This window comes from Streptomyces sp. NPDC050504, from assembly GCF_044458065.1.
Classification (GTDB): Bacteria; Actinomycetota; Actinomycetes; order Streptomycetales; family Streptomycetaceae; genus Streptomyces.
In genome coordinates this window covers 49,339-70,420 of sequence record NZ_JBITHO010000010.1, presented here as the reverse complement: position 1 = coordinate 70,420, position 21,082 = coordinate 49,339, and the positions used below count along the sequence as shown (strand labels likewise).

The following is a 21,082-nucleotide window of genomic DNA, read 5'->3' as shown; positions in this document are numbered from 1 at the left end:
GATCATGCGTCTTCCGCGGCGGCCCCACGACGGGCACCTGCTCGCCCTCGACCTGGCCGCCGCGTTGCTGATCACCGCCGCGTACACCGGTTTCGCCCGCATGCCCGGCGGCGACGGCCAACCCGCCTACACCGGACCGGTCTGGCTGGGCGTGCTCGTGGCCGCGCTGGTGGGGCTCCCGGTCGCGGCCCGCAGGCGGTGGCCCGTACCTGCGGCGCTGGCGGCCCTCGCCGGAGCCGTCGCCGCGACCCTCCTGGACATCACGCGCGAGCCGTACGCCGCCGTCGGCCTCGCCCTGTACCTGGTCGCCCTCACCGAACTCCCGCGCCGCTCCGTCCCCGTACTGGCCTGCGCACTCACCCTCTCGGCAGCCGCCGTCCTCACCGGTGAGGCGGTAATCACCCCTGCCGAGACCTGGCGCGGCGCGGTCGGCGTCGCCGCCGTCGTCTGGCTGGTCGTGGGCGGCGGCTGGGCGACGGGCTTCGCGGTGCGCACCCGCCGGATCCGGGAAGCGGACCGCGCCGCCCGCCACACGGAGAGCGCCATCGTCGACGAACGGCTGCGGATCGCACGCGAGTTGCACGACGTCGTGTCGCACAGCCTCAGCCTGATCGCCGTGAAGGCGGGTGTCGCCGCGCACGTCGCGCAGCGGCGCCCCGAAGAGGCCGTGGACGCGCTGCGCGTCATCGAGCGGACCAGCCGGGCCTCCATGACCGAGATGCGCCGCGCCCTCGGCGCGCTGCGCGCCGACAGCGCCGACACCGCCGGGGCCCCGCTGGCCCCGGCACCCGGCGTGGACGCCCTCCCGCTGCTGGCCGATCAGGCCCGGCAGGCCGGCGTGACGGTCGACCTGACGGTCCGGATCCCGGACGGGGGCCTGTCCACCGGAATCTCGTTGGCCGTGCACAGGATCGTCCAGGAGTGCCTCACCAACACGGTGAAGCACGCGTCTCCCGCACGCTGCCGGGTGACGGTCGAAGCGGATCCGCGCGGCGTGCGGATCGACGTCACGGACGACGGTGTCCGCGGCGGCGGCCGGATGTCGCCCGGCGGACACGGGCTGATCGGCATGCGGGAACGGGCGACGATGTACGGCGGAACGTTCGACGCGGGCCCGCGTCCCGAGGGGGGTTTCGCGGTCTCCGCCCGCATTCCCCTGCACGGTGGAAGGAGAACCGAATGACCGGCACCACCCGGGTGCTCCTGGTCGAGGACCAGGTGTTGCTGCGGGGCTCCTTCCGGATCCTCGTCGAGAACGAACCCGGCCTCACGGTCGTCGGAGAGGCGGGCAACGGGGCGGAGGCCGTCGAACTGGCCCGCCTGCACCGGCCGGACCTGGTCCTGATGGACATCCGGATGCCGGGCATGGACGGCATCGAGGCGACCCGGCGGATCTGCGGCTCTCCCGGGACCGCCGGCGTACGGGTACTGATCCTGACCACGTTCGACCTCGACGAGTACGTCTACGCGGCCCTGCGGGCCGGAGCGTCGGGCTTCCTCCTCAAGGACGCCCCGCCCGCGGAGGTACTGGCCGCGATCCGGGTCGTCGCCGCGGGTGACTCGCTGCTGGCGCCGTCGGTGACCCGCCGTCTGATCGAGGACTTCACCAGCCGCCCCGCCCCGACCCCGGCCCCGGCCCCGGCCCCGTTGGCAGGGGTGACGGAACGGGAGCGCGAGGTGCTGGAGTTGATCGCCCGGGGGCTGTCGAACGACGAGATCACAGGGCTTCTGCACCTGAGCATGGGCACGGTGAAGACCCACATCGGCCGCCTGCTGTCCAAACTGGCCGCCCGCGACCGCGCCCAACTGGTGATCGCGGCCTACGAGTCCGGGGTCGTGTCGGCGTCCGACGGGGGCCTGGGAGCACGCTGAGACGGCCGTTCCGCCGACTGTTCGACCCGTTCGTTCATGGTGGTCACACCGACCTGCGGTTGCCCTCCTCGTCGCAGGGGAGTTCCGTCGCCTTGTGGTGGGTGAGGAAGTCGCGGGTCGCCTGGCGCTGCACCTCGGTGATGGCTCCCGGGCCCACCTCGACCATTCCCTTGAAGGGGTGGTCCGCGTCGCGGATGATGCACAGCGTCGAGGTGAGCAGCGTGGTGATCACCGCGAGTGCCAGCAGCTGGCCCCGGTTGTTCCTGCGCGGTACGCAGATGGCGAGGGCGATCACCGTGATCGTCAGGGTCGCGAGCAGGAACCAGAGGATCGTGTCGGGGACGTTCGGGGTCGCCTGGGTCAGGCGCTCCTCGCGTTCGTCCGAGCGCTTGTTGTCCGCGGCGATCAGCATGCCGAACGCCGACTTGCCCTCCAGCTCGTGGAAGACGCGGCGGAAGTCCGTCGACCAGACGCTGGGGGCCGCCGAGCCCTTGCCGTCCGCCATCGCGGGCCACTCCTGGGTCCGTACCGCACGGGCGTAGCAGACCGCGTCGCCCTGGATCCTGCCGCGCTGCGCCTCCGGCGCGTACTCGGCCGCCTCGACCAGCTGGTCGAGCGCGCGGGCCTCGCCCCGCGCGGCGACCTCCGCCTTGCCGTACGAGCCGGTCGCCGTGACCAGCACGAACGCCAGCAGCAGCACCGTCAGCGTCAGCAGCGGGCCCACCAGGTCCTTCACCGCCATGCCCGAGTCGTCGTCCTCGCTGAGGAGCCGGGGCCGCAGATAGCGGTTGGCGGCCAGTCCGGCGAGCAGGGCCAGTACGGCGACGACGATGACGAGGACCACGGACGGCCACCTCCGGGAGGGGACGGGGAGCGCCCCGAGGGACGGGGAGCGCCCCGGAGCGCGCGGGGCGCCGTGATCGTTACCGCCCCGCCCCGCCCGCCCAACCAGCGGAAACGTTCACCCGCCCCGCTCACCCCCTAACGGGCGACGCCGAGTGCGCCGGAGGGATGCGTACGGGTCAGAGCGGGAGGTCGTCGGGCAGCACCCGGAACGCCTTGTGACGGCCCAGGGGACGCACCGCGCGGAAGTCCCTGCGATCGAGGGTGAGGACCGCGTCGGTGTCGTAGTCGGCGGCCAGGGCCACGTTCACGGCGTCGGCGAGGTCGAGGTTCAGGCCGCGGTAGCGGAGGCGGACCGCGTGGGCGGCGCTCAGGTGGTCCTCCGTGATCTCCGGAACCACGACGCGCCCCCGGCTCATCCAGCGGCGGATGTCGTCGACCGCGCTGAGGGCGGCCTCCCTGCCGAGCTCGCGCGTGGCGACGTGGTCCAGTTCCGCCAGCAGAAGCGGGGACACGACCAGGAGCCCGCCGGCCATGATCGCCTCGTTCGCCGCTCCGTGTTCCGGATGGGCCGCGTCGAGGGCCGCCAGGAGGCCGGACGTGTCGGCGATGACGATGATCACGCCGCGGTACCGGTGTCCGTCTCGCGCTGGACCGCATCGGCGACCGCGTCGCGGACCTCCGCCTTCGACGGCGTGCGTCCCGCGCCCTCGAAGGTGCGCGAGAACAGCGGCTCGTCCCAGACGCGGTTCGCCATCGCGGCGAGGTGGATCCCCTGGCGGATGATCTCGGCCTCGCTTATCCCGCGCCGCTTGGCCGCCTCCTTGATGATCGCCAGGTCCTCGGGGTCGGCGTAGACGTTGGTGCGCTTCATGGACATGTACCAAGCCTAGTCCATGTACCGAAGTGACACATGTGCGTCGACGCCCGAGGGCCCCGGTCGGGTCTCGACCGGGGCCCTCACTACGGCGTCGCGTCGTCAGTGGCGGCGTCCCGCCCCCCTGCGGCGGATGCGGGCCGCCGCTACCAGTGCCAGGCCCAGCAGGGCCGCCAGGGCCGCCGCGATGCCCAGGGCCGTGGTGTGGTCGCCGCCGCCCGTCGGGGGCAGCGGGGACGGGGACGGCGACGGGGGCGGCGTCGGGCCCGGGGGCACCGTGATCTTCAGCTCGGGGGCCGCGCACTCCTTCGAAGGCGCGTCCGCCTGGCAGTTGGTGCCCGGGGCCGTGCCCGTCACCCGGTTCTTCAGCAGCCGGTCGCCCAGCTGGTCGCGGGACTTGATCCGGAACGCGTACGTGATCGTCTCCACCGCGCCCTCCGCCAGGTCGCCCGTCCAGTTCAGGTGCGGCGGCGTCAGCCGTACGCTGCCCGTCGTGGTGCGGACCGGGCCCTGCGGCGCCGCGTCGTCCAGGACGTCCGACAGGTCGTCGGCGAAGGCCGCGCCCTCGAAGTCCGCGGTGCCGCCGTTGCGGGCGGTGACCGTGTACGTCACCGTGTCGCCCGGCTTCGGTTCCGCCGGCGCGCTCACCGTCTTCGTGAAGTCCGCCAGCGGGACCCGCGTCACGGCCAGGCACTCGGGCCGCTCGTGCGTGTCGGTCGGGCAGTTGCTCGGGTGGAACGGCGTCCAGGAGTACGAGGTCAGGACCAGGTTCTCGTACCCCGACCGCTTCACGTTCGCGGTGTAGCGGAGCGTCGCCGTGCGGCCAGGGGCCAGGGTGTCGGACTCCCAGCGGACCAGCTTCTCGTAGGTGTGCGGCGCCACGGGGGCCACCGCGCGCGTCACCCGGTCCGTGACCCGCGCCGAACCGTAGTCCGTCGACAGGTCGTTGTTGAAGACCGCGTCGTCCTCCACGTCGTCCAGGCCGATGAAGTACACCGGCTCGTCGACCGGGGCCGTACCCGTGTTGGTGATCCTGGCGACGTACGAGACCAGCTCGCCGCGCCTGGCCACCGGCTTGTCCACGCTGTGCTCGATGCGCAGCCTCGGCAGCCTGCCGCCCTCGTCCGTCTCCGTGCCCGTGGCGCACGACGGGTCGGGATCCGGCGCGCCCGGCGGGCAGTTGCTGCCCGGTTCGGTGGACGTGACGCGGTTGGACAGGCGCGCGTTGCCCGCCGGGAGGCGCTGCACGGTCACCGAGTACGTGATCGTGACCGTCTCGCCCGCCGGGACGTCGCCCGTCCACTTCAGGGTCTTGCCGCCCGCGTCGTACACCGGGGCCGGGCCGGACGACGCGGTCGCGTCGCCGTTCCAGTCCGCGTCGTCGAGCAGGTCGGCGAGGTCGTCGGTGAGGTCGTAGCCGAGCGCGTCGGCGGTGCCGCCGTTGCGCACGGTCAGCGTGTACGTCACCGTCCCGCCCGGCTCGGGCCGCTGCGGGCTCGCCGTCTTCACGACCCAGGGGTTGCTGATGCCCACCGTGCTCACGCACTTGGCGGTCTCCGTGCCCTGCGGGCAGTCCGCGCCCGGCGCGTCGCTGGTCACGACGTTGCGCAGGGTGCGGTTGCCGCCCTCGCGCAGCCGCTCGGGGAGCGTGACCGAGTAGGTCAGCGTGACGGTCTTCCCGCGCGGCACGTCACCGGTCCAGGTCAGCCTCGGCTCGGCGTACGCGAAGGAGCCGCCGCCGTTCGACGAGGCGTCCTCGTTGTACGTCGCCTCGTCGACGACGTTCGCGAGGTCGTCGACGATCCGCACGCCCTTGGCGTCGTTGCCGCCGGTGTTCTTCACGGTGACCGTGTACGTGACCGTGCCGGTCGCGCCGGTCGCCGTGTGGTCGGCCTTCTTCGCCATCTCCAGGCGCTGCGCCGGTACGGGCGGGGCGGTGGCGTCCTTGCTCGGCCCGTCCGTTCCGGTGCCCTCCCGTACGGTGACGACGTTCTGCGGCGCCTCCTTCGCGTCGGCCGCGAGGGTGCCGGAGAGCGTCCAGACGAAGGTCGCGCCGGGCTTCAGCGGGCCGGCCGTGCAGTGGAACGCGCCGTCGCGCAGCTCGCAGTCGCTCGCGCCGGTCATCGTCGGGTCGCTCACCCCGGCCGGCACCTCGTCGACGAGGCTGATCCGGGCGGCGTCGGAGGGCCCGTCGTTGCGGACCGTCACCCGCCACTGGATCGTCCGGCCCGGCAGTACGGGCGAGGTGACGAGCACCTTGGAGACCGTCACCGACGTGCGGTACACCGGCGAACCGGTCGGGCTCGCCACCGCCGTGTGCACGGACGCGGACGGGTCGGGCCCGCCGGTCACCGTCACCACGTTCTCCGGCGCGTCCTTCGCGCCCGAGTCGAGCGTGCCGCTCAGCGTCCAGGTGCGCGAGGCACCGGGCGCGATCTCCACCGCGTCACAGGTGTACGTGCCGGAGGCGAGCGTGCAACCGGGCATCGACGTGTCGGTCACACCATCCGGGACCTCGTCCCGCACGACGACGTTCCGGGCGCGGGAGGGGCCGTTGTTCTTCACGGTCACCCGCCACTGGACCTTCTCACCCGGCACGACGGGGCTGGTCACCAGCACCTTCGTCACCTCAAGCGCGGCACGCGGCTCCGGCGAGGCCGAGGGGGAGGCGACGGCGGTGCGCGTGGCGGCCGAGGGGTCGGGCCCGCCGCTCACCGTCGCGGTGTTGGCGGGCGTGGCGGTCGCGTCGGGGTCGAGCGTGCCGCTCAGCGTCCAGGTGCGGGAGGCACCGGGGGCCAGCTCCACGGGAGCGCAGGTGTACGTGCCCGAGGCCAGGGTGCAGCCCGGCATGGACGTGTCGGTGACACCGCTCGGGACCTTGTCCTTGACGACGACGTTCCGGGCACGGGAAGGACCGTTGTTCTTGACCGTCACGCGCCACTCGATCGTCTGACCGGGGACAACCGGCGACGTGACGAGCGTCTTGGAGATCTCAAGCGCGGCACGCGGAGAAGCGGTTGAGGGGGATGCCGTCGCCTTGTGCTCACTCGCACTCGGATCCGGACCACCCGTCACCGTCACCACGTTCTCCGGAGCCGACGTCGCATCCGCGTCCAACGTCCCACTCAACGTCCAACTACGAGAAGCACCCGGCTCGATCTCCACCGCATCACAGGTGTACGTCCCCGAGGCGAGCGTGCAGCCCGGCATCGACGTGTCGGTCACACCATCCGGCACATCGTCCTTGACGACGACATCACGGGCGCGGGAGGGACCGTTGTTCTTCACGGTCACCCGCCACTGCACGGTCTCACCCGGCACCACCGGGCTGGTCAGCAGCACCTTCGTCACCACAAGCGCCGCACGCGGCTCCGGCGAGGAGGAAGGCGAGGCGACCGCCGTACGCGTGGCGGCCGAGGGGTCCGGGCCACCCGTCACCGTCGCCGTGTTCGTCGGCGTGACGGTCGCGTCCGATGCCAACGTGCCGCGCAGCGTCCAGGACTTGGAGGCGCCAGGGGCGAGTTCGACGGCGTCACAGGTGTACGTGCCGGAGGCGAGCGTGCAACCGGGCATCGTCGTACCGGTCACACCGGCCGGGACCTCGTCCCGCACGACGACGTTCCGGGCACGGGAAGGACCGTTGTTCTTCACGGTCACCCGCCACTCGATCGTCTGGCCGGGGACAACCGGCGAGGTCACGAGGGTCTTGGTGATCTCCAGCGCGGCACGCGCCTCGGGCGAGGCCGAGGGGGAGGCGACGGCGGTGCGCGTGGCGGCCGAGGGGTCGGGCCCGCCGCTCACCGTCGCGGTGTTGGCGGGCGTGGCGGTCGCGTCGGGGTCGAGCGTGCCGCTCAGCGTCCAGGTGCGGGAGGCACCGGGGGCCAGCTCCACGGGAGCGCAGGTGTACGTGCCCGAGGTGAGCGTGCAGCCCGGCATCGATGTGTCGGTCACACCGCTCGGGACCTTGTCCTTGACGACGACGTTCCGGGCACGGGAAGGACCGTTGTTCTTCACCGTCACCCGCCACTCGATCGTCTGACCGGGAACAACCGGAGACGTGACGAGCGTCTTGGAGATCTCAAGCGCGGCACGAGGAGAAGCGGTTGAGGGGGATGCCGTCGCCTTGTGCTCACTCGCACTCGGATCCGGACCACCCGTCACGGTCACCACGTTCTCCGGAGCCGACGTCGCGTCCGCGTCCAGCGTCCCGCTCAACGTCCAGCTACGGGAAGCGCCCGGCTCGATCTCCACCGCGTCACAGGTGTACGTACCCGAAGCCAACGCACAGCCCGGCATCGACGTACCCGTCACACCGTCCGGCACATCGTCCTTGACCACGACATCACGGGCGCGGGACGGACCGTTGTTCTTCACGGTCACCCGCCACTCGACCTTCTCGCCCGGCACCACCGGGCTGGTCAGCAACGTCTTGGAGACCTCAAGCCGGGCCCGCTGCTCCGGGGAGGAGGACGGGGACGCCACCGCCGTACGCGTGGCCGCCGACGGGTCAGGACCACCGGTCACCGTCGCCGTGTTCGTCGGGGTGACCGTCGCGTCGGACGCCAGCGTGCCCGTCAGCGTCCAGGACCGGGACGCACCCGGCGCCAACTCCACGGCATCACAGGTGTACGTACCGGAGGCGAGCGTGCAACCAGGCATCGTCGTACCGGTCACACCATCCGGGACCTCGTCCCGCACGACGACGTTCCGAGCACGGGAAGGACCGTTGTTCTTCACCGTCACCCGCCACTCGATCTCCTGACCCGGAACAACCGGCGAGGTGACCAGAACCTTCGTGATCTCCAACGAGGCACGCGGCTCGACGGTGGAGGGCGACGCCGTCGCCTTGTGCTCACTCGCACTCGGATCCGGACCACCCGTCACCGTCACCACGTTCTCCGGAGCCGAAGTCGCGTCCGCGTCCAGCGTCCCGCTCAACGTCCACGACCGCGACGCACCCGCCTCGATCTCCACGGCGTCACAGGTGTACGTACCGGAGGCGAGCGTGCAGCCCGGCATCGTCGTACCGGTCACACCGTCCGGCACGTCGTCCTTCACCACGACGTTCCGCGCCCGCGACGGACCGTTGTTCTTCACCGTCACCCGCCACTCGACCTTCTCGCCCGGCACCACCGGAGACGTCACCAGGGTCTTCGTGACCTCAAGTGCCGCGCGGGGGGCTGCGGTCGAGGGGGATGCCGTCGCCTTGTGCTCGCTCGCACTCGGGTCAGGGCCACCGGTCACGGTCACCACGTTCTCCGGAGCCGACGTCGCATCCGCGTCCAACGTCCCACTCAACGTCCAACTACGAGAAGCACCCGGCTCGATCTCCACCGCGTCACAGGTGTACGTACCGGAGGCGAGCGTGCAGCCCGGCATGGACGTGTCGGTCACGCCGTCCGGCACGTCGTCCTTCACCACGACGTTCCGGGCGCGGGAGGGGCCGTTGTTCTTCACGGTCACCCGCCACTCGGCCTTCTCGCCCGGCACCACCGGGCTGGTCAGCAGCACCTTCGTCACCACAAGCGCCGCACGCGGCTCCGGCGACGACGACGGCGAGGCCACCGCCGTACGCGTGGCCGCCGACGGATCGGGACCACCGGTCACCGTCGCCGTGTTCTCCGGCGTGACCGTCGCGTCCGACGCCAACGTGCCGCTCAACGTCCACGACCGGGACGCGCCCGGCGTCAACTCCACCGCATCACAGGTGTACGTACCGGAGGCGAGCGTGCAGCCCGGCATCGTCGTACCGGTCACACCGGCCGGGACCTCGTCCCGCACAACGACGTTCCGGGCACGAGAAGGACCGTTGTTCTTCACGGTCACCCGCCACTCGATCTCCTGACCCGGCACGACCGGCGAGGTGACCAGCACCTTCGTGATCTCCAACGAGGCACGCGGCTCGACGGTGGAGGGCGACGCCGTCGCCTTGTGCTCACTCGCACTCGGATCCGGACCACCGGTGACGGTCACCACGTTCTCCGGAGCCGAAGTCGCGTCCGCATCCAGCGTCCCGCTCAACGTCCACGACCGCGACGCACCCGCCTCGATCTCCACGGCGTCACAGGTGTACGTACCGGAGGCGAGCGTGCAGCCCGGCATCGTCGTACCGGTCACACCGTCCGGCACGTCGTCCTTCACCACGACGTTCCGCGCCCGCGACGGACCGTTGTTCTTCACCGTCACCCGCCACTCGACCTTCTCGCCCGGCACCACCGGAGACGTCAGCAGCACCTTCGTCACCTCAAGCGCCGCACGCGGCTCGGCCGTCGAAGGAGACGCCGTCGCCTTGTGCTCACTCGCACTCGGATCGGGGCCGCCCGTCACGGTCACCACGTTCTCCGGAGCCGACGTCGCATCCGCGTCCAACGTCCCGCTCAACGTCCACGACCGCGACGCACCCGCCTCGATCTCCACCGCATCACAGGTGTACGTACCCGAAGCCAACGCACAACCAGGCATCGACGTACCAGTCACACCATCCGGCACATCGTCCTTCACCACGACGTTCCGCGCCCGCGACGGACCATTGTTCTTCACCGTCACCCGCCACTGCACAGCCTCACCCGGCACCACCGGACTGGTCAGCAACGTCTTCGTCACCTCAAGTTCCGCACGCGGCTCGGCCGTCGAAGGCGACGCCGTCGCCTTGTGCTCACTCGCACTCGGGTCCGGGCCGCCCGTCACGGTCACCACGTTCTCCGGAGCGGACGTCGCATCCGCGTCCAACGTCCCGCTCAACGTCCAACTACGGGAAGCGCCCGGCTCGATCTCCACCGCATCACAGGTGTACGTCCCCGAGGCGAGCGTGCAGCCCGGCATCGACGTGTCGGTCACACCGTCCGGCACATCGTCCTTCACCACGACATCACGGGCGCGGGACGGACCGTTGTTCTTCACCGTCACCCGCCACTGCACAACCTCACCCGGCACCACCGGGGACGTCAGCAGCACCTTCGTCACCACAAGCGCCGCACGCGGCTCCGGCGACGACGACGGCGAGGCCACCGCCGTACGCGTGGCCGCCGACGGATCGGGACCGCCCGTCACCGTCGCCGTGTTCTCCGGCGTGACCGTCGCGTCCGACGCCAACGTGCCGCTCAACGTCCACGACCGGGACGCACCCGGCGCCAACTCCACCGCGTCACAGGTGTACGTACCCGAAGCCAGCGCACAGCCCGGCATCGACGTACCCGTCACACCCGCAGGCACCTCGTCCCGCACCACCACGTCACGCGCCCGCGACGGACCGTTGTTCTTCACGGTCACCCGCCACTCGATCCGTTCACCCGGCACCACCGGGGACGTGACCAGCACCTTCGTGATCTCCAGGGCCGCGCGCGGCTCGGCGGGCGAGGGGGACGCCGTCGCCTTGTGCTCGCTCGCGCTCGGGTCAGGACCACCGGTCACCGTGACCACGTTCTCCGGGGCGGACGTCGCCGACGGGTCCAGCGTGCCCGAGAGGACCCAGGACTGCGAGGTGCCCGCGCCGATCTCCGTGGTCTGGCAGGTGTACGTGCCCGAGGCCAGCGTGCAGCCGGGCATCGACGTGTCCGTCACGCCGTCCGGCACCTGGTCCTTCACCACCACGTCACGGGCCCGCGACGGGCCGTTGTTCTTCACCGTCACCCGCCACTGCACAGCCTCACCCGGCACCACGGGCGACGTCTCCAGCGTCTTCGTCACCACCAGCGAGGCGCGCGGTTCGGCGGGGGAGGGCGACGCGGTCGCCCTGTGCTCGCTCGCGCTCGGGTCGGGGCCGCCCGTCACGACGGCCACGTTCTCGGGCGCCGAGGTCGCGTCCGGGTCGAGCACGCCGGTGAGGACGAAGGACTTGGCCTCGCCGACCGCGAGCTCGAAGGCCGGGCAGACCGCCTCGCCGTCCGTGATCGGGCAGAGTTCGTCGTCCGTCTCGGACACGAACCGCGCGGGGTCCAGGCCCTCCGGGATCCGGTCGCGCACGACCACGTTCCTGGCCTTGGAGGGGCCGTTGTTCTTGACGGTGACCTTCCACTGCACCTGCTGTCCCGGCACGACCGGCGAGGTCAGCAGGGTCTTGGCGACCTCCAGGCGGGCCCTGGGGGTGATGGTCGTCGTCGGGGTGGCCACGGCCGTGTGCTCGGAGACGGACGGGTCGGGGCCGCCGGTCACGGTGGCGGTGTTCTCCGGCACTTCCGTCGCGTCCTGGGCGAACTTGCCGCCCAGCGTGAAGCTGCGGGACTCGCCGACCGGGATCTCGACGGCGGGGCAGGTGGCGGTGCCGTTCGTGACGCGGCACGGCACGCCGTTGCGGTCGTCGATCATCGTCGCGCCGATCACGCCCGCGGGGACGGTGTCCTTGACGACGACGTCACGGGCGCGGGACGGGCCGTTGTTCTTCACCGTCACCCGCCACTCGATCCGCTCGCCCGGCACCACCGGGTTGGTCAGCAGGACCTTGGAGACCTCCAGGCTCGCCTCGCCGTACGGGGGCTCGCTCGGCACCGCGGTCGCCGTCTTCGTGCCGGCCGGGTCGGGGCCGCCGCTCACGGAGGCGACGTTCGTCGGGGTCTCGGTGGCGTCCTCGTCCAGCGTGGCGACGAAGGTGTACGTGGCGGACTCGCGCACGCCCAGTTCGATCGCCGGGCAGGTGGCGACCCCGTTCGCGATCGGGCAGGGGGTGCCGTCGGCGTCGGCCGTCATCGAGGGGTTGGAGACGCCCTTGGGGATGGAGTCGCTGATGACGACGTCACGGGCGCGGGACGGGCCGTTGTTCCGCACCGTCACCCGCCATTCGAGCTCTTCGCCCGGCACGGCGGGGCTGGTCAGCAGGACCTTGGAGAGCGTCAGTTCGGCCTCGCGCTCCAGCGGGGCGGTGGGCGTCGCGACGGCCGTGTGCTCGGAGGCCGAGGGGTCGGGGCCGCCGCTCACCACCACGACGTTGCTCGGGGTCTCCGTCGCGTCGGGCGACAGGATGCCCCGGAGGGTGAACGTCTTCGTGGCACCGGCCTCCAGGTCGAACGGGCCGCAGACCGCCTCGCCGTCCGTGATCGGGCAGCGCGCGCCGTCGCTGTCGGCGAAGGTCGCGGCGTCGGTCACGCTCGACGGGACCCGGTCGCGCCCGACGATGTCCCTGGCCTTGGAGGGGCCGTTGTTCTTGATGGTGATGCGCCACTGGATCGGCCTGCCCGCCACGACCGGGTTGGTCAGCAGGACCTTGGAGACTTCGAGGGCGGCCCTGGGCTCGGGGGACGAGGACGGGGACGCCACCGCCGTGCGGGTCGCGGCGGAGGGGTCGGGGCCGCCGGTCACCGTCGTGGTGTTCTCCGGCGTGACGGTCGCGTTGGAGTCCAGGATCGCGCTCAGCGTGTACGACTGCGACTCGCCCGGTGCCAGCTCGATCGCGGGGCAGACCGCCTCGTTCTCGGTGATCGGGCAGTTGGTGCCGTCGGCGGCGCGGAAGGAGGCGCGGGACACGGCGCCCGGGACCTGGTCGCGCACGACGACGTCCCTGGCCAGCGACGGGCCGTTGTTCTTCACCGTCACCCGCCAGTCGATGCGCTCGCCGGGCACCACGGGGGACGTCAGGAGGACCTTGGTGACCTCCAGGGCGGCGCGGGGCCGGAACGGCGAGGGGGTCGCGGTCGCCCGGTGCTCGGTGACGGACGGGTCGGGGCCGCCCGTCACCACGACGACGTTCTGGGGAGCGGTCCTCGCGGCCGGGTCCAGGGTCCCCGACAGCGTCCACGAGCGGGACTCGCCGGGCGCCAGCTCCACCGCGTCGCAGGTGTACGTGCCGGAGGCGAGCGCGCAGCCGGGCATGGACGTGTCGGTCACGCCGTCCGGCACGTCGTCCTTCACCACGACGTTCCGGGCGCGGGAGGGGCCGTTGTTCTTCACCGTCACCCGCCACTCGACCTTCTCGCCCGGCACGACGGGGCTGGTCAGCAGCACCTTCGTCACTTCGAGCGAGGCGCGCGGCTCGGGCGAGGCTGAGGGCGAGGCGACCGCGGTGCGGGTCGCGGCGGAGGGGTCGGGGCCGCCGGTCACCGTCGCCGTGTTCGTCGGCGTGGTCGTCGCGGCCGGGTCCAGCGTGCCGCTCAGCGTCCACGTCTTCGACGCGCCGGGCGCCAGCTCGACGGCGTCACAGGTGTACGTGCCCGAGGCCAGCGTGCAGCCGGGCATCGTCGTGCCCGTCACGCCGTCCGGCACCTTGTCCTTCACGACGACGTCCCTGGCCAGCGACGGGCCGTTGTTCTTGACCGTCACGCGCCACTCGATGCGCTCGCCCGGCACCACAGGGGACGTGACGAGGGTCTTGGTGATCTCCAGTGCGGCGCGGCGCTCGGGGGACGCGGTCGGGCTGGCCACTGCGGTCTTCGTGCCGGACGGGTCGGGGCCGCCGGAGACGGTGACCGTGTTCGTCGGGGTGACCGTGGCGTCCGGGGCGAGGGTGCCCGTCAGGGTCCAGCCGGCGCTCTGGCCCGCGGGGATCTCCACCGCCGCGCAGACGAACTCGCCGCCCGAAGCGGTGCAGTTGGAGGCGCCGGACATCGTCGCGCCCGTGACGCCCGCCGGGATCTTGTCCCGTACGACGACGTCGCGCGCCCGCGAGGGGCCCGCGTTGAAGACGGTGACCCGCCACTCGATCTTCTCGCCCGCCACCACGGGCGAGGTGACCAGCACCTTCGTGATGGTCAGGTTGGCCTGCGGGGACGCCGGGGTCGGGGAGGCGGTCGCGGTCTTGGTGCCGGACGGGTCGGGGCCGCCGCTCACCGTCACGACGTTCTCGGGGGCGCCGGTCGCCGACGGGTCGAGGGTGCCCCGCAGCGTCCAGGTCGCGGACGCGTTCGGCGCGAGTTCCACCGCGCCGCAGGTGAACTCCCCGCCCGAGGCCGTGCAGTTGGAGGCGCCGGACATCGAGGCGCCGGTGACGCCCGCCGGGATCCGGTCCTTCACCACGACGCCGGTGGCGCGCGAGGGCCCGGCGTTCCTGACGGTCACCCGCCATTCGACGGTCTGGCCGGGGACGACCGGGGAGGTGACCAGGGTCTTGGAGACCTCCAGGTTCGCCTGCGGGTCGCGGGTCAGCGTGGAGTTGGCCGTGCAGGAGGTGTTGCAGTTGTCGTCGATGGACGCGGCGGGCCTGGTGACGGTCGCGCTGTTGTCCAGGGTGCCCGTACGGTCGGGCGCGGTCGATCCCGTGATGGTGTAGGTGACCCTGCCGCCCGCCGCGATGTCCGCCGTGGTGTCGATGTTGCCGCTGCCCGACGCCTGGCCGCAGGCGCTGCCGCTGCTGGCCGCGCAGGTCCAGGTCACTCCCGAGAAGCTGGACGGGAACGTGTCGCGGACGGCCGCGCCGATCGCGGGGGCCGGGCCGCTGTTGTTGACGGTCACGGTGTAGGTGACCTGCGCGCCGGGGACGTACGTGCCCGAGGCCGGGGTCTTGGTGATGGACAGGCCGACCTTGACCGTCCATTCGATGGTGACCTCGCCGTTGCCGCCGTTCGTGGTGCCGCCGCCGCTGCCGATGCCCGAGCGGTAGAGCGGGTCGCCGGTGCCCGCGGCCGATCCGCCCTGGCCGTTGGCGCTGCTGTTGTTGCCCGCCGTGGTCCTGGGGTTCGTCGTGCCGGACGCGGTGTAGCCGGAGCCGCCGCCGCCCATGCCGTTGATGTCGGTGCCGCCCGTGGAGACCTGGCAGCGTCCGCCGCCGCCGCCGTACCAGCCGCCGCCACCCCCGCCGCCGCCCTCGAAGTTGCTGGAGCCGCCGCCGTTGCCGCCCTGGAACTTGCCGCCCCCGGTGGCCGCGCCCGCGTTGCAGCCCAGGGTGGTGGCCGCGGCGCCGCCGGAGGTCTGGGTGCCGCCGCGCCCGGAGTACGCGGGCAGGTTGTCCTGGCCGCCCGAGGCGCCGCCGCCGCCACCGGCCGACGGGGTGTTGGTGTCGGCGCCGGGCGACGAGCCTCCGCCGCCGCCCGCGATGAGCAGCGGCGTGGAGCCGTAGACGCCGTCCCAGATCGCGCTCATGCCGCCGCCGCTGCCGCCGGACGCGTCCGGGCGGCCGGGGCCGCCCGACCCGCCGCCGCCGTACGTGGCGGCGGCGGAGTCCATTTGGCCGCCCTGGCCCGAGGTGATCGTCAGCTGCTGTCCCGGCGTCACGGGGACGGTGGCCGTCGTGTAGCCGCCACCGCCGCCGCCGCGCTGTCCGGTGTAGTACGAGGTCTTCACACCGCCGCCGCCACCGCCCCACAGCCGCGCCACGAGGCTCGTCACACCGGGCGGGACGGTGAACGTCTGGTTGCCGCCGCTGTAGGTGTAGCGGGTGCAGTGCGTGGAACCGGCGGTGGGCGTGCAGCTCACGGCCGCGCGCCCGGACGGCCGCGACACGAGGGGGCGCCGGGACGGCGGGACGGGCGCGGCGCTCCCGGACGGGGACGCCGAGGGCGCGGCGGAGGGCGAGGGCGGGGCGGAAGGCGACGGGGACGCCGAAGGCGGGGGCGTCGCCCCCGCCGTACCGTCCCCGCCCCGGCCTTCCCCGCCCCGGTCTTCGCCGCCCCGCGCTCTTTCGGGCTCGGGCTCGGTCACCCTCACCCGCGCCGAGCGCAGTTCGAACCGTTCGCCGCCGCCGCGCACCGCCTCCGCGCTGCCCTGGACCTCTTCCTCGCCCCGCTCGCCGACGATCGTGCTGTACGCGGCCTGCGGGGAGTCGCCGTGGAAGGAGACGACCAGCCGGGCGCCCCGGCCCTGCGCGGTGACCGTGATCGTCGAGGTGTCGTGGGCGCCGTGGACCGGGTAGCCGAGGCCGCTCAGGCTCAGCAGTCCCTCGCGCGCCTCCCGGTCCGTGAAGCTCTCGATCGGGCGGCCCGCCGCGTCGCGCACGGTGAGCAGGGTGCCGGTCGCGGAGCCGTCGACGCGGACGGCGCCCCAGCCCCGTACGTGCGAGACCGCGGGGCGTCCGTCCGCGTAGAAGTCCGCCGGGCGCACCTCGACCCGGGCCCTGCCGCCCTCGAAGGGGGCGTCGGCGACGGTGGCCGCGCCCTCGATCCCGTCGGGGTAGCGGCCCGTCAGCTCCAGTCTGCCGCCGTCGACCTGCCCGTCCGCGCCGGGCGGCGCGGTCAGCGTCCCCGGCTCGTAGGCCAGTCGCCCGGCGATGCGGTCGGTGACCGCGAGCCGTCCGTCGTCGGGGCGCAGCGCGGGCAGGTTCACCACCCAGCGCACCCGTTCGCCCGGCCGTACGGAGGCGAGCGGCGTGCCGGACCCGTCGACCGGGTACTTGCCCGTGCCGGGTACGGCGGCGCCGTCGCGCCCCCCGTCCGCCACGGCCCAGCCGGGCAGCGGGACGAGCAGCGCCAGCACCAGGGCCACGACGTGGAGTCGGCGGACGAGAGCCATCGGTTCCTGCCTTCGCGCGAGCCGGCCGCGCCGCACGGAAGGATCCGGGGCACGGACGACGACTACGTACGGTGACAGAAAGCCATGCCGGGCACGTTTCCCGTTCATCTGACATGGCGTCAGTACGGTAATTCACACGTACGGCCCCGGAGGGATCCCTCCGGGGCCGTAGCGGCGGGGCCGTGCGCGCCGTCCCGCTTCAGGACTCGCGTCCCGCGTCAGGACTCGCGGTCGGGGAGCGCCGACAGCAGGTGCAGCCGCGCGTCGGACGTGGTGACGCTGCCGCACACCACGTCGGCGCCGTCCACCGTCGCCCCGCCCGGCGCGGCGGCCGCGCGGACCTGGACGCCCTCCTGGAGCGAGGGGTAGCTGCGGCCCGCCGCCAGGTCCTCCTTGGTGAGGTCCTGGGCGACGACCAGCGAGCGGATCAGGTCGCCCGCGGCGCGCGGCTGCGCCAGTTCCTTGCGGCGCGCCTCGGGCAGCGCGGCGAAGCCCTCGTCGGTGGGGACGAAGACCGTGACGTTCTGCATGGAGGCGAACATGTCCTCCGCCTTGGCGGTCTTCACCAGCGCGGCGAACTCCGAGAGCTGCGGCATGGACCGGATCGCGGCCAGCGCCCTGGACTTCGCCAGCTTCGCCGCGTCGGCCGTGCCGGGCGCGACCTGCGGGCAGGCGCTGCCGAACGCCTTGTCGTCGCGCCGGGGCCCCTCCTCGTAGCCGCCCGGGAAGCGCGCGTCGGAACCGGCGCAGCCCGCCAGCGGGACCAGGACGAGTGCGACCAGCGCGGCGCGGACCAGTGCCTTCATGGGGTGCTCCATTCTCCGAAACAGGGGTGGCGGCTCATCAACATGGCAGTGATGGGCCGCCGCCCCCGTGACGCGGGGCGCGCCGGGCGGGTGAACGTCACCCTCCCGGCTCTCGGCGGCTCCCGGCGGAAGGGGCGCGTCCCGGTGGAGGGCGGTGCCGAAAGTTTGTCCACAACCTGTGGACAAACCTGTGGTTGACGCTCCCGGGGCACGGGGGCGCCCCGCTCCTCAGAGCGGCAGCAGCCGCGCCACCACGTGCCGCTCCAGCAGCGCCCGCAGGCGGGCCGTCACCTCGGGCAGCCGCTCGGCCTCGTCGGCCGGGAGCGCCACCGCGACCGCCGCGGGCACCGCGCCCGTCAGCAGCGGTACGGCGGCGCACACCGTCTCCCGAGGGACCCCGTCGCACACCGTCTCGCGCGGGACCCCGTCGCACTCGGCGGACGGCTCGGGCGCGCGCTGGCGCGGGGAGTGCGCGGTGCGCACCGGGCCCCGTACGACGTCCTCGTCCGCGTCGGGGAAGGGGGTCAGCGCCCACATCGGGTACCGGCCCAGGTACTCCCGCCGCGCCTCGGGCGGCAGTTGGCCGAGCAGGCAGCGGCCCAGTGCGTGCGCCCAGCCCGCCGGGCGGAAGTCCGTCCACTCCTCCTTGCGCGGCCCGGCCAGGGCGTCCGTGTGGTCGACGGTCCTGATCTCGCCGTTCTCGTACACCCCGCAGTACGCCTCCGCGTCCAGCTCGGCGCCCAGCGAGCGCAGCCAGTGCGCCCGGCTGGCCCCCTCGCCGCGCACCGCGCCCGGCCCGGTCAGCGCGCCCGCGGCGGGGCCGAGCCGGAACACCCCGCGCTCGCGCTCCACGTAACCCTCGTGGACCAGCGTCCGCAACAGGTGGTACGTGGTCGCGAGCGGCACCCCGGTGATCCTGGCCAGCTTCTTCGCCGTGGCCTCCCGCTCCGAGGTCAACGCGTCCAGCAGCCGCATGGCGCGCTGGACCGAACCGATCAGTGTGGAGCCGCCGGATTCCACCCGTTCCCCCTCGTCCCTCGTCGTGCTCCCCCTGCTAACGAGCGGTGGGCGCGACGGTCTTCGAGGCTCTTCGGGCGAAACTCGCTGCCCCGCACACGAGAGGTGAGGGGGCGTCACCCCTTGCCGGTCTTTACCCGGTTTTGCCCGGCGCGCGGCCCGGTCCCGTGCCGCCCGGCGCGCCGCCCCGCGCATCGCGCGCTACCGGTCGCCGTGGCCGGGCCACCACGCCCGGTGGCCGATCAGCGCGGTGAGCGCGGGGGTGAAGACCAGTGCCATCACGAACGCGGCGACCGCGATGCCGAACGACAGCGCGAAGCCCATCTGGGAGAGCGTGGAGTTGCCCGCGAGCATCAGGGTGGCGAAGGTGCCCGCCAGGATGACGCCCGCCGACGCGATGGTCGGCCCCGAGTGCCGTACGGCCTTGCCCGCGGCCTCGCGCGGACTCAGGCCGCCCCTGGCCTCCTCGCGCAGCCGCGACACCATCAGGATGTTGTAGTCGGTGCCGAGCGCCACCACGAACAAGTACATGATCACCGGCAGCATGAACATCAGCCCCGGCTGGCTGCCGACCGTCGTGAACAGGAACGACGTCGCGCCGAGCGTCGCGCCGAAGCCGAGCGCGACCGACAGCATCAGGTACCAGGGCGCGACCAGGCTGCGCAGCAGCAGGCCCAGGATGACCATGATGCAGAGCGCGGCGACCGGGAAGACCACCGAATAGTCGCGGTCCACGGCCTTGTTGATGTCGACGTAGACCGCGGTGATCCCGCCGACCAGCGCCTTCGTGCCCTCGGGCGCGGCCCCGTGCGCGGCCGGGCGCAGCTCGTCGGCGACGGTCTCCCGCGCCGCGTCGGACGCGGGCGGATCGGCGAGGACCACGCTGTACGCGGCGGCCGTGCCGTCCCGGCTGACCTTCGGCTCCTCGACCTTCTCGACGCCCGGCACGGCGGCGAGGGCGGCCCCGAACTCCTTGACCTGCGCCGGGGTGGGCCTGGCCCCCTCCACGGCCGACAGGTAGACCGACGTGGGGTCGGTGGTGCCTGCCGGGAAGCCCTTCTCCAGGTCCTTCAGCGCGACCATCGACTCCTTGGTCTCGGGCAGCGAGGAGCCCGCGAGGTCGAAGTTGGCCCGGTAGCCCAGCGCGCCCAGCGCCAGCACGCCCATGAACAGCCCGGACACCGCCACCCAGGCGGCGGGCCTGCGGGCGATCGAGGCGCCCAGCCTGGCGAATCCTGTGCCGTGCGGCTCCTCGCGCCAGGACCTGGACGGCCAGAAGACCCGCGTGCCGAGCAGCGAGACGACCGCGGGGACGAGGGTGAGGCCCGCCAGCAGCGTCACGAACACCGCGATGGCCAGCGCCGGGCCCATCGACTTGAGCATGCCGAGCGTGGAGAGCCCGAGCGCGGCGAAGGCGACGATCACCGCGCCCGCCGCCGACGCGATGGCCTCGCCGACCCGCTCCACGGCGTGCACCATGCCGCCCTTGGGGTCCTCGCCCGCGCGCAGCGCCTCCCGGTAGCGGAAGAGCAGGAACAGGATGTAGTCGGTGCCGACGCCGAACAGGACGACGGTCAGCAGCTCCTGGATCGAGGAGTCCGCCTTCATGTCGAAGAGCTCGTTGGCGGAGGCGATGAGTCCCGTGGCCATCGGGGAGATCAGGCCGATGAGGACGACCGGCAGGAGCGCGATGATCGGGGAGCGGAAGATCACCAGGAGCAGCACGATGATGATCACGATCGTGCCGATGCCGACGAGCATCCCGGCGCGCTTCGACGCGTCCGCCTCGTCCAGCGCCTGGGCGGCGGAGCCCGTGACGCCCGCGGTGAGCCCGGTGTCCTTCAGGTCGGCCCCGAGCCCGGTGCGCAGTTCCTCGACGGCGTCCTGCTGGGTGGTGTCCTCGGGGCCGGTGATCTTCGGCATGGCCACGAAGGCCGTCTGGACCAGCTTGTTCGGCGAGACCTGGCCGGCGGCGACGCCCTCGACGCCCTCGATCTTCCGGGCCGTGAGCTTCTGGGCCGTACGGGTGACGGCGGCGGCGTCCGCGGGGGCGAGCGGGCGTCCGTCGCCGCGCTGGAAGACGATGACCGCGCCGATGTTCTGCTGCTGCGGGAACTCCTTCTCCTGCACGTCCGCCGCGCGGATCGACTCGTAGTCGCGGGGCAGGAAGCTCGCCTCGTCGCTGCTGGAGGTGAGCTTGGGCGCGAGCGAGACGACCGCTGCCGCCGCGATCACCCAGGCCGCGATCACCCACCAGGGGCGGCGCACCACGAACCGTCCGAGGGCAGCGAACATGGCG

Annotated in this window: 9 protein-coding genes; 2 read left to right on the top strand and 7 right to left on the bottom strand. The window is 72.8% G+C overall.

Annotated features, from left to right (window positions below):
• Positions 1-4 precede the first annotated feature (4 nt).
• The gene (locus tag ACIBNE_RS32245; protein WP_399277890.1) at positions 5-1,183 is read left to right on the top strand and encodes a sensor histidine kinase; all 1,179 of its coding nucleotides are present in this window, start codon (positions 5-7) and stop codon (positions 1,181-1,183) included.
• A complete protein-coding gene (locus tag ACIBNE_RS32240; RefSeq protein WP_399277888.1) occupies positions 1,180-1,872 on the top strand; it encodes a response regulator in 693 nt (230 codons plus the stop codon). The genes ACIBNE_RS32245 and ACIBNE_RS32240 overlap by 4 nt, the downstream gene beginning before the upstream one ends.
• A 43-nt stretch (positions 1,873-1,915) precedes the next feature.
• Here the strand turns inward: ACIBNE_RS32240 and ACIBNE_RS32235 are convergent, their stop codons facing one another.
• The 7 genes from ACIBNE_RS32235 to ACIBNE_RS32205 form a co-directional block, all read right to left on the bottom strand.
• Positions 1,916-2,716, bottom strand: a complete 801-nt coding sequence (locus tag ACIBNE_RS32235; RefSeq protein WP_399277886.1) for a hypothetical protein — start codon at positions 2,714-2,716, stop codon at positions 1,916-1,918.
• A gap of 178 nt (positions 2,717-2,894) precedes the next feature.
• Complete coding sequence (locus tag ACIBNE_RS32230; RefSeq protein ID WP_399277884.1) at positions 2,895-3,338, bottom strand: PIN domain-containing protein; 444 nt, start codon at positions 3,336-3,338, stop codon at positions 2,895-2,897.
• Positions 3,335-3,595, bottom strand: a complete 261-nt coding sequence (locus ACIBNE_RS32225; protein WP_399277882.1) for a CopG family transcriptional regulator — start codon at positions 3,593-3,595, stop codon at positions 3,335-3,337. Before ACIBNE_RS32225 ends, ACIBNE_RS32230 begins: the two co-directional genes overlap by 4 nt.
• Before the next feature lie 99 nt (positions 3,596-3,694).
• Positions 3,695-16,960 (bottom strand): hypothetical protein, encoded by a 13,266-nt coding sequence (locus ACIBNE_RS32220; RefSeq protein ID WP_399277880.1) that lies wholly within the window; start codon positions 16,958-16,960, stop codon positions 3,695-3,697.
• 218 nt (positions 16,961-17,178) lie between these two features.
• The gene (locus tag ACIBNE_RS32215) at positions 17,179-17,766 is read right to left on the bottom strand and encodes a fasciclin domain-containing protein (RefSeq protein ID WP_399277878.1); all 588 of its coding nucleotides are present in this window, start codon (positions 17,764-17,766) and stop codon (positions 17,179-17,181) included.
• A 228-nt stretch (positions 17,767-17,994) separates the two neighbouring features.
• Positions 17,995-18,786: a helix-turn-helix domain-containing protein gene (locus ACIBNE_RS32210; RefSeq protein ID WP_399277876.1), complete on the bottom strand. Its 792-nt coding sequence runs from the start codon at positions 18,784-18,786 to the stop codon at positions 17,995-17,997.
• A gap of 198 nt (positions 18,787-18,984) precedes the next feature.
• Positions 18,985-21,078, bottom strand: coding sequence for an MMPL family transporter (locus ACIBNE_RS32205; RefSeq protein WP_399277874.1), 2,094 nt, complete (start codon positions 21,076-21,078; stop codon positions 18,985-18,987).
• Positions 21,079-21,082 lie beyond the last annotated feature (4 nt).

Coding starts and splice junctions, on each gene's coding strand:
- ACIBNE_RS32220 (WP_399277880.1), bottom strand. CDS start 16,960: ATGGCTCTCGTCCGCCGACTCCACGTCGTGGCCCTGGTGCTGGCGCTG.
- ACIBNE_RS32215 (WP_399277878.1), bottom strand. CDS start 17,766: ATGAAGGCACTGGTCCGCGCCGCGCTGGTCGCACTCGTCCTGGTCCCG.
- ACIBNE_RS32245 (WP_399277890.1), top strand. CDS start 5: ATGCGTCTTCCGCGGCGGCCCCACGACGGGCACCTGCTCGCCCTCGAC.
- ACIBNE_RS32205 (WP_399277874.1), bottom strand. CDS start 21,078: ATGTTCGCTGCCCTCGGACGGTTCGTGGTGCGCCGCCCCTGGTGGGTG.
- ACIBNE_RS32240 (WP_399277888.1), top strand. CDS start 1,180: ATGACCGGCACCACCCGGGTGCTCCTGGTCGAGGACCAGGTGTTGCTG.
- ACIBNE_RS32225 (WP_399277882.1), bottom strand. CDS start 3,595: ATGTCCATGAAGCGCACCAACGTCTACGCCGACCCCGAGGACCTGGCG.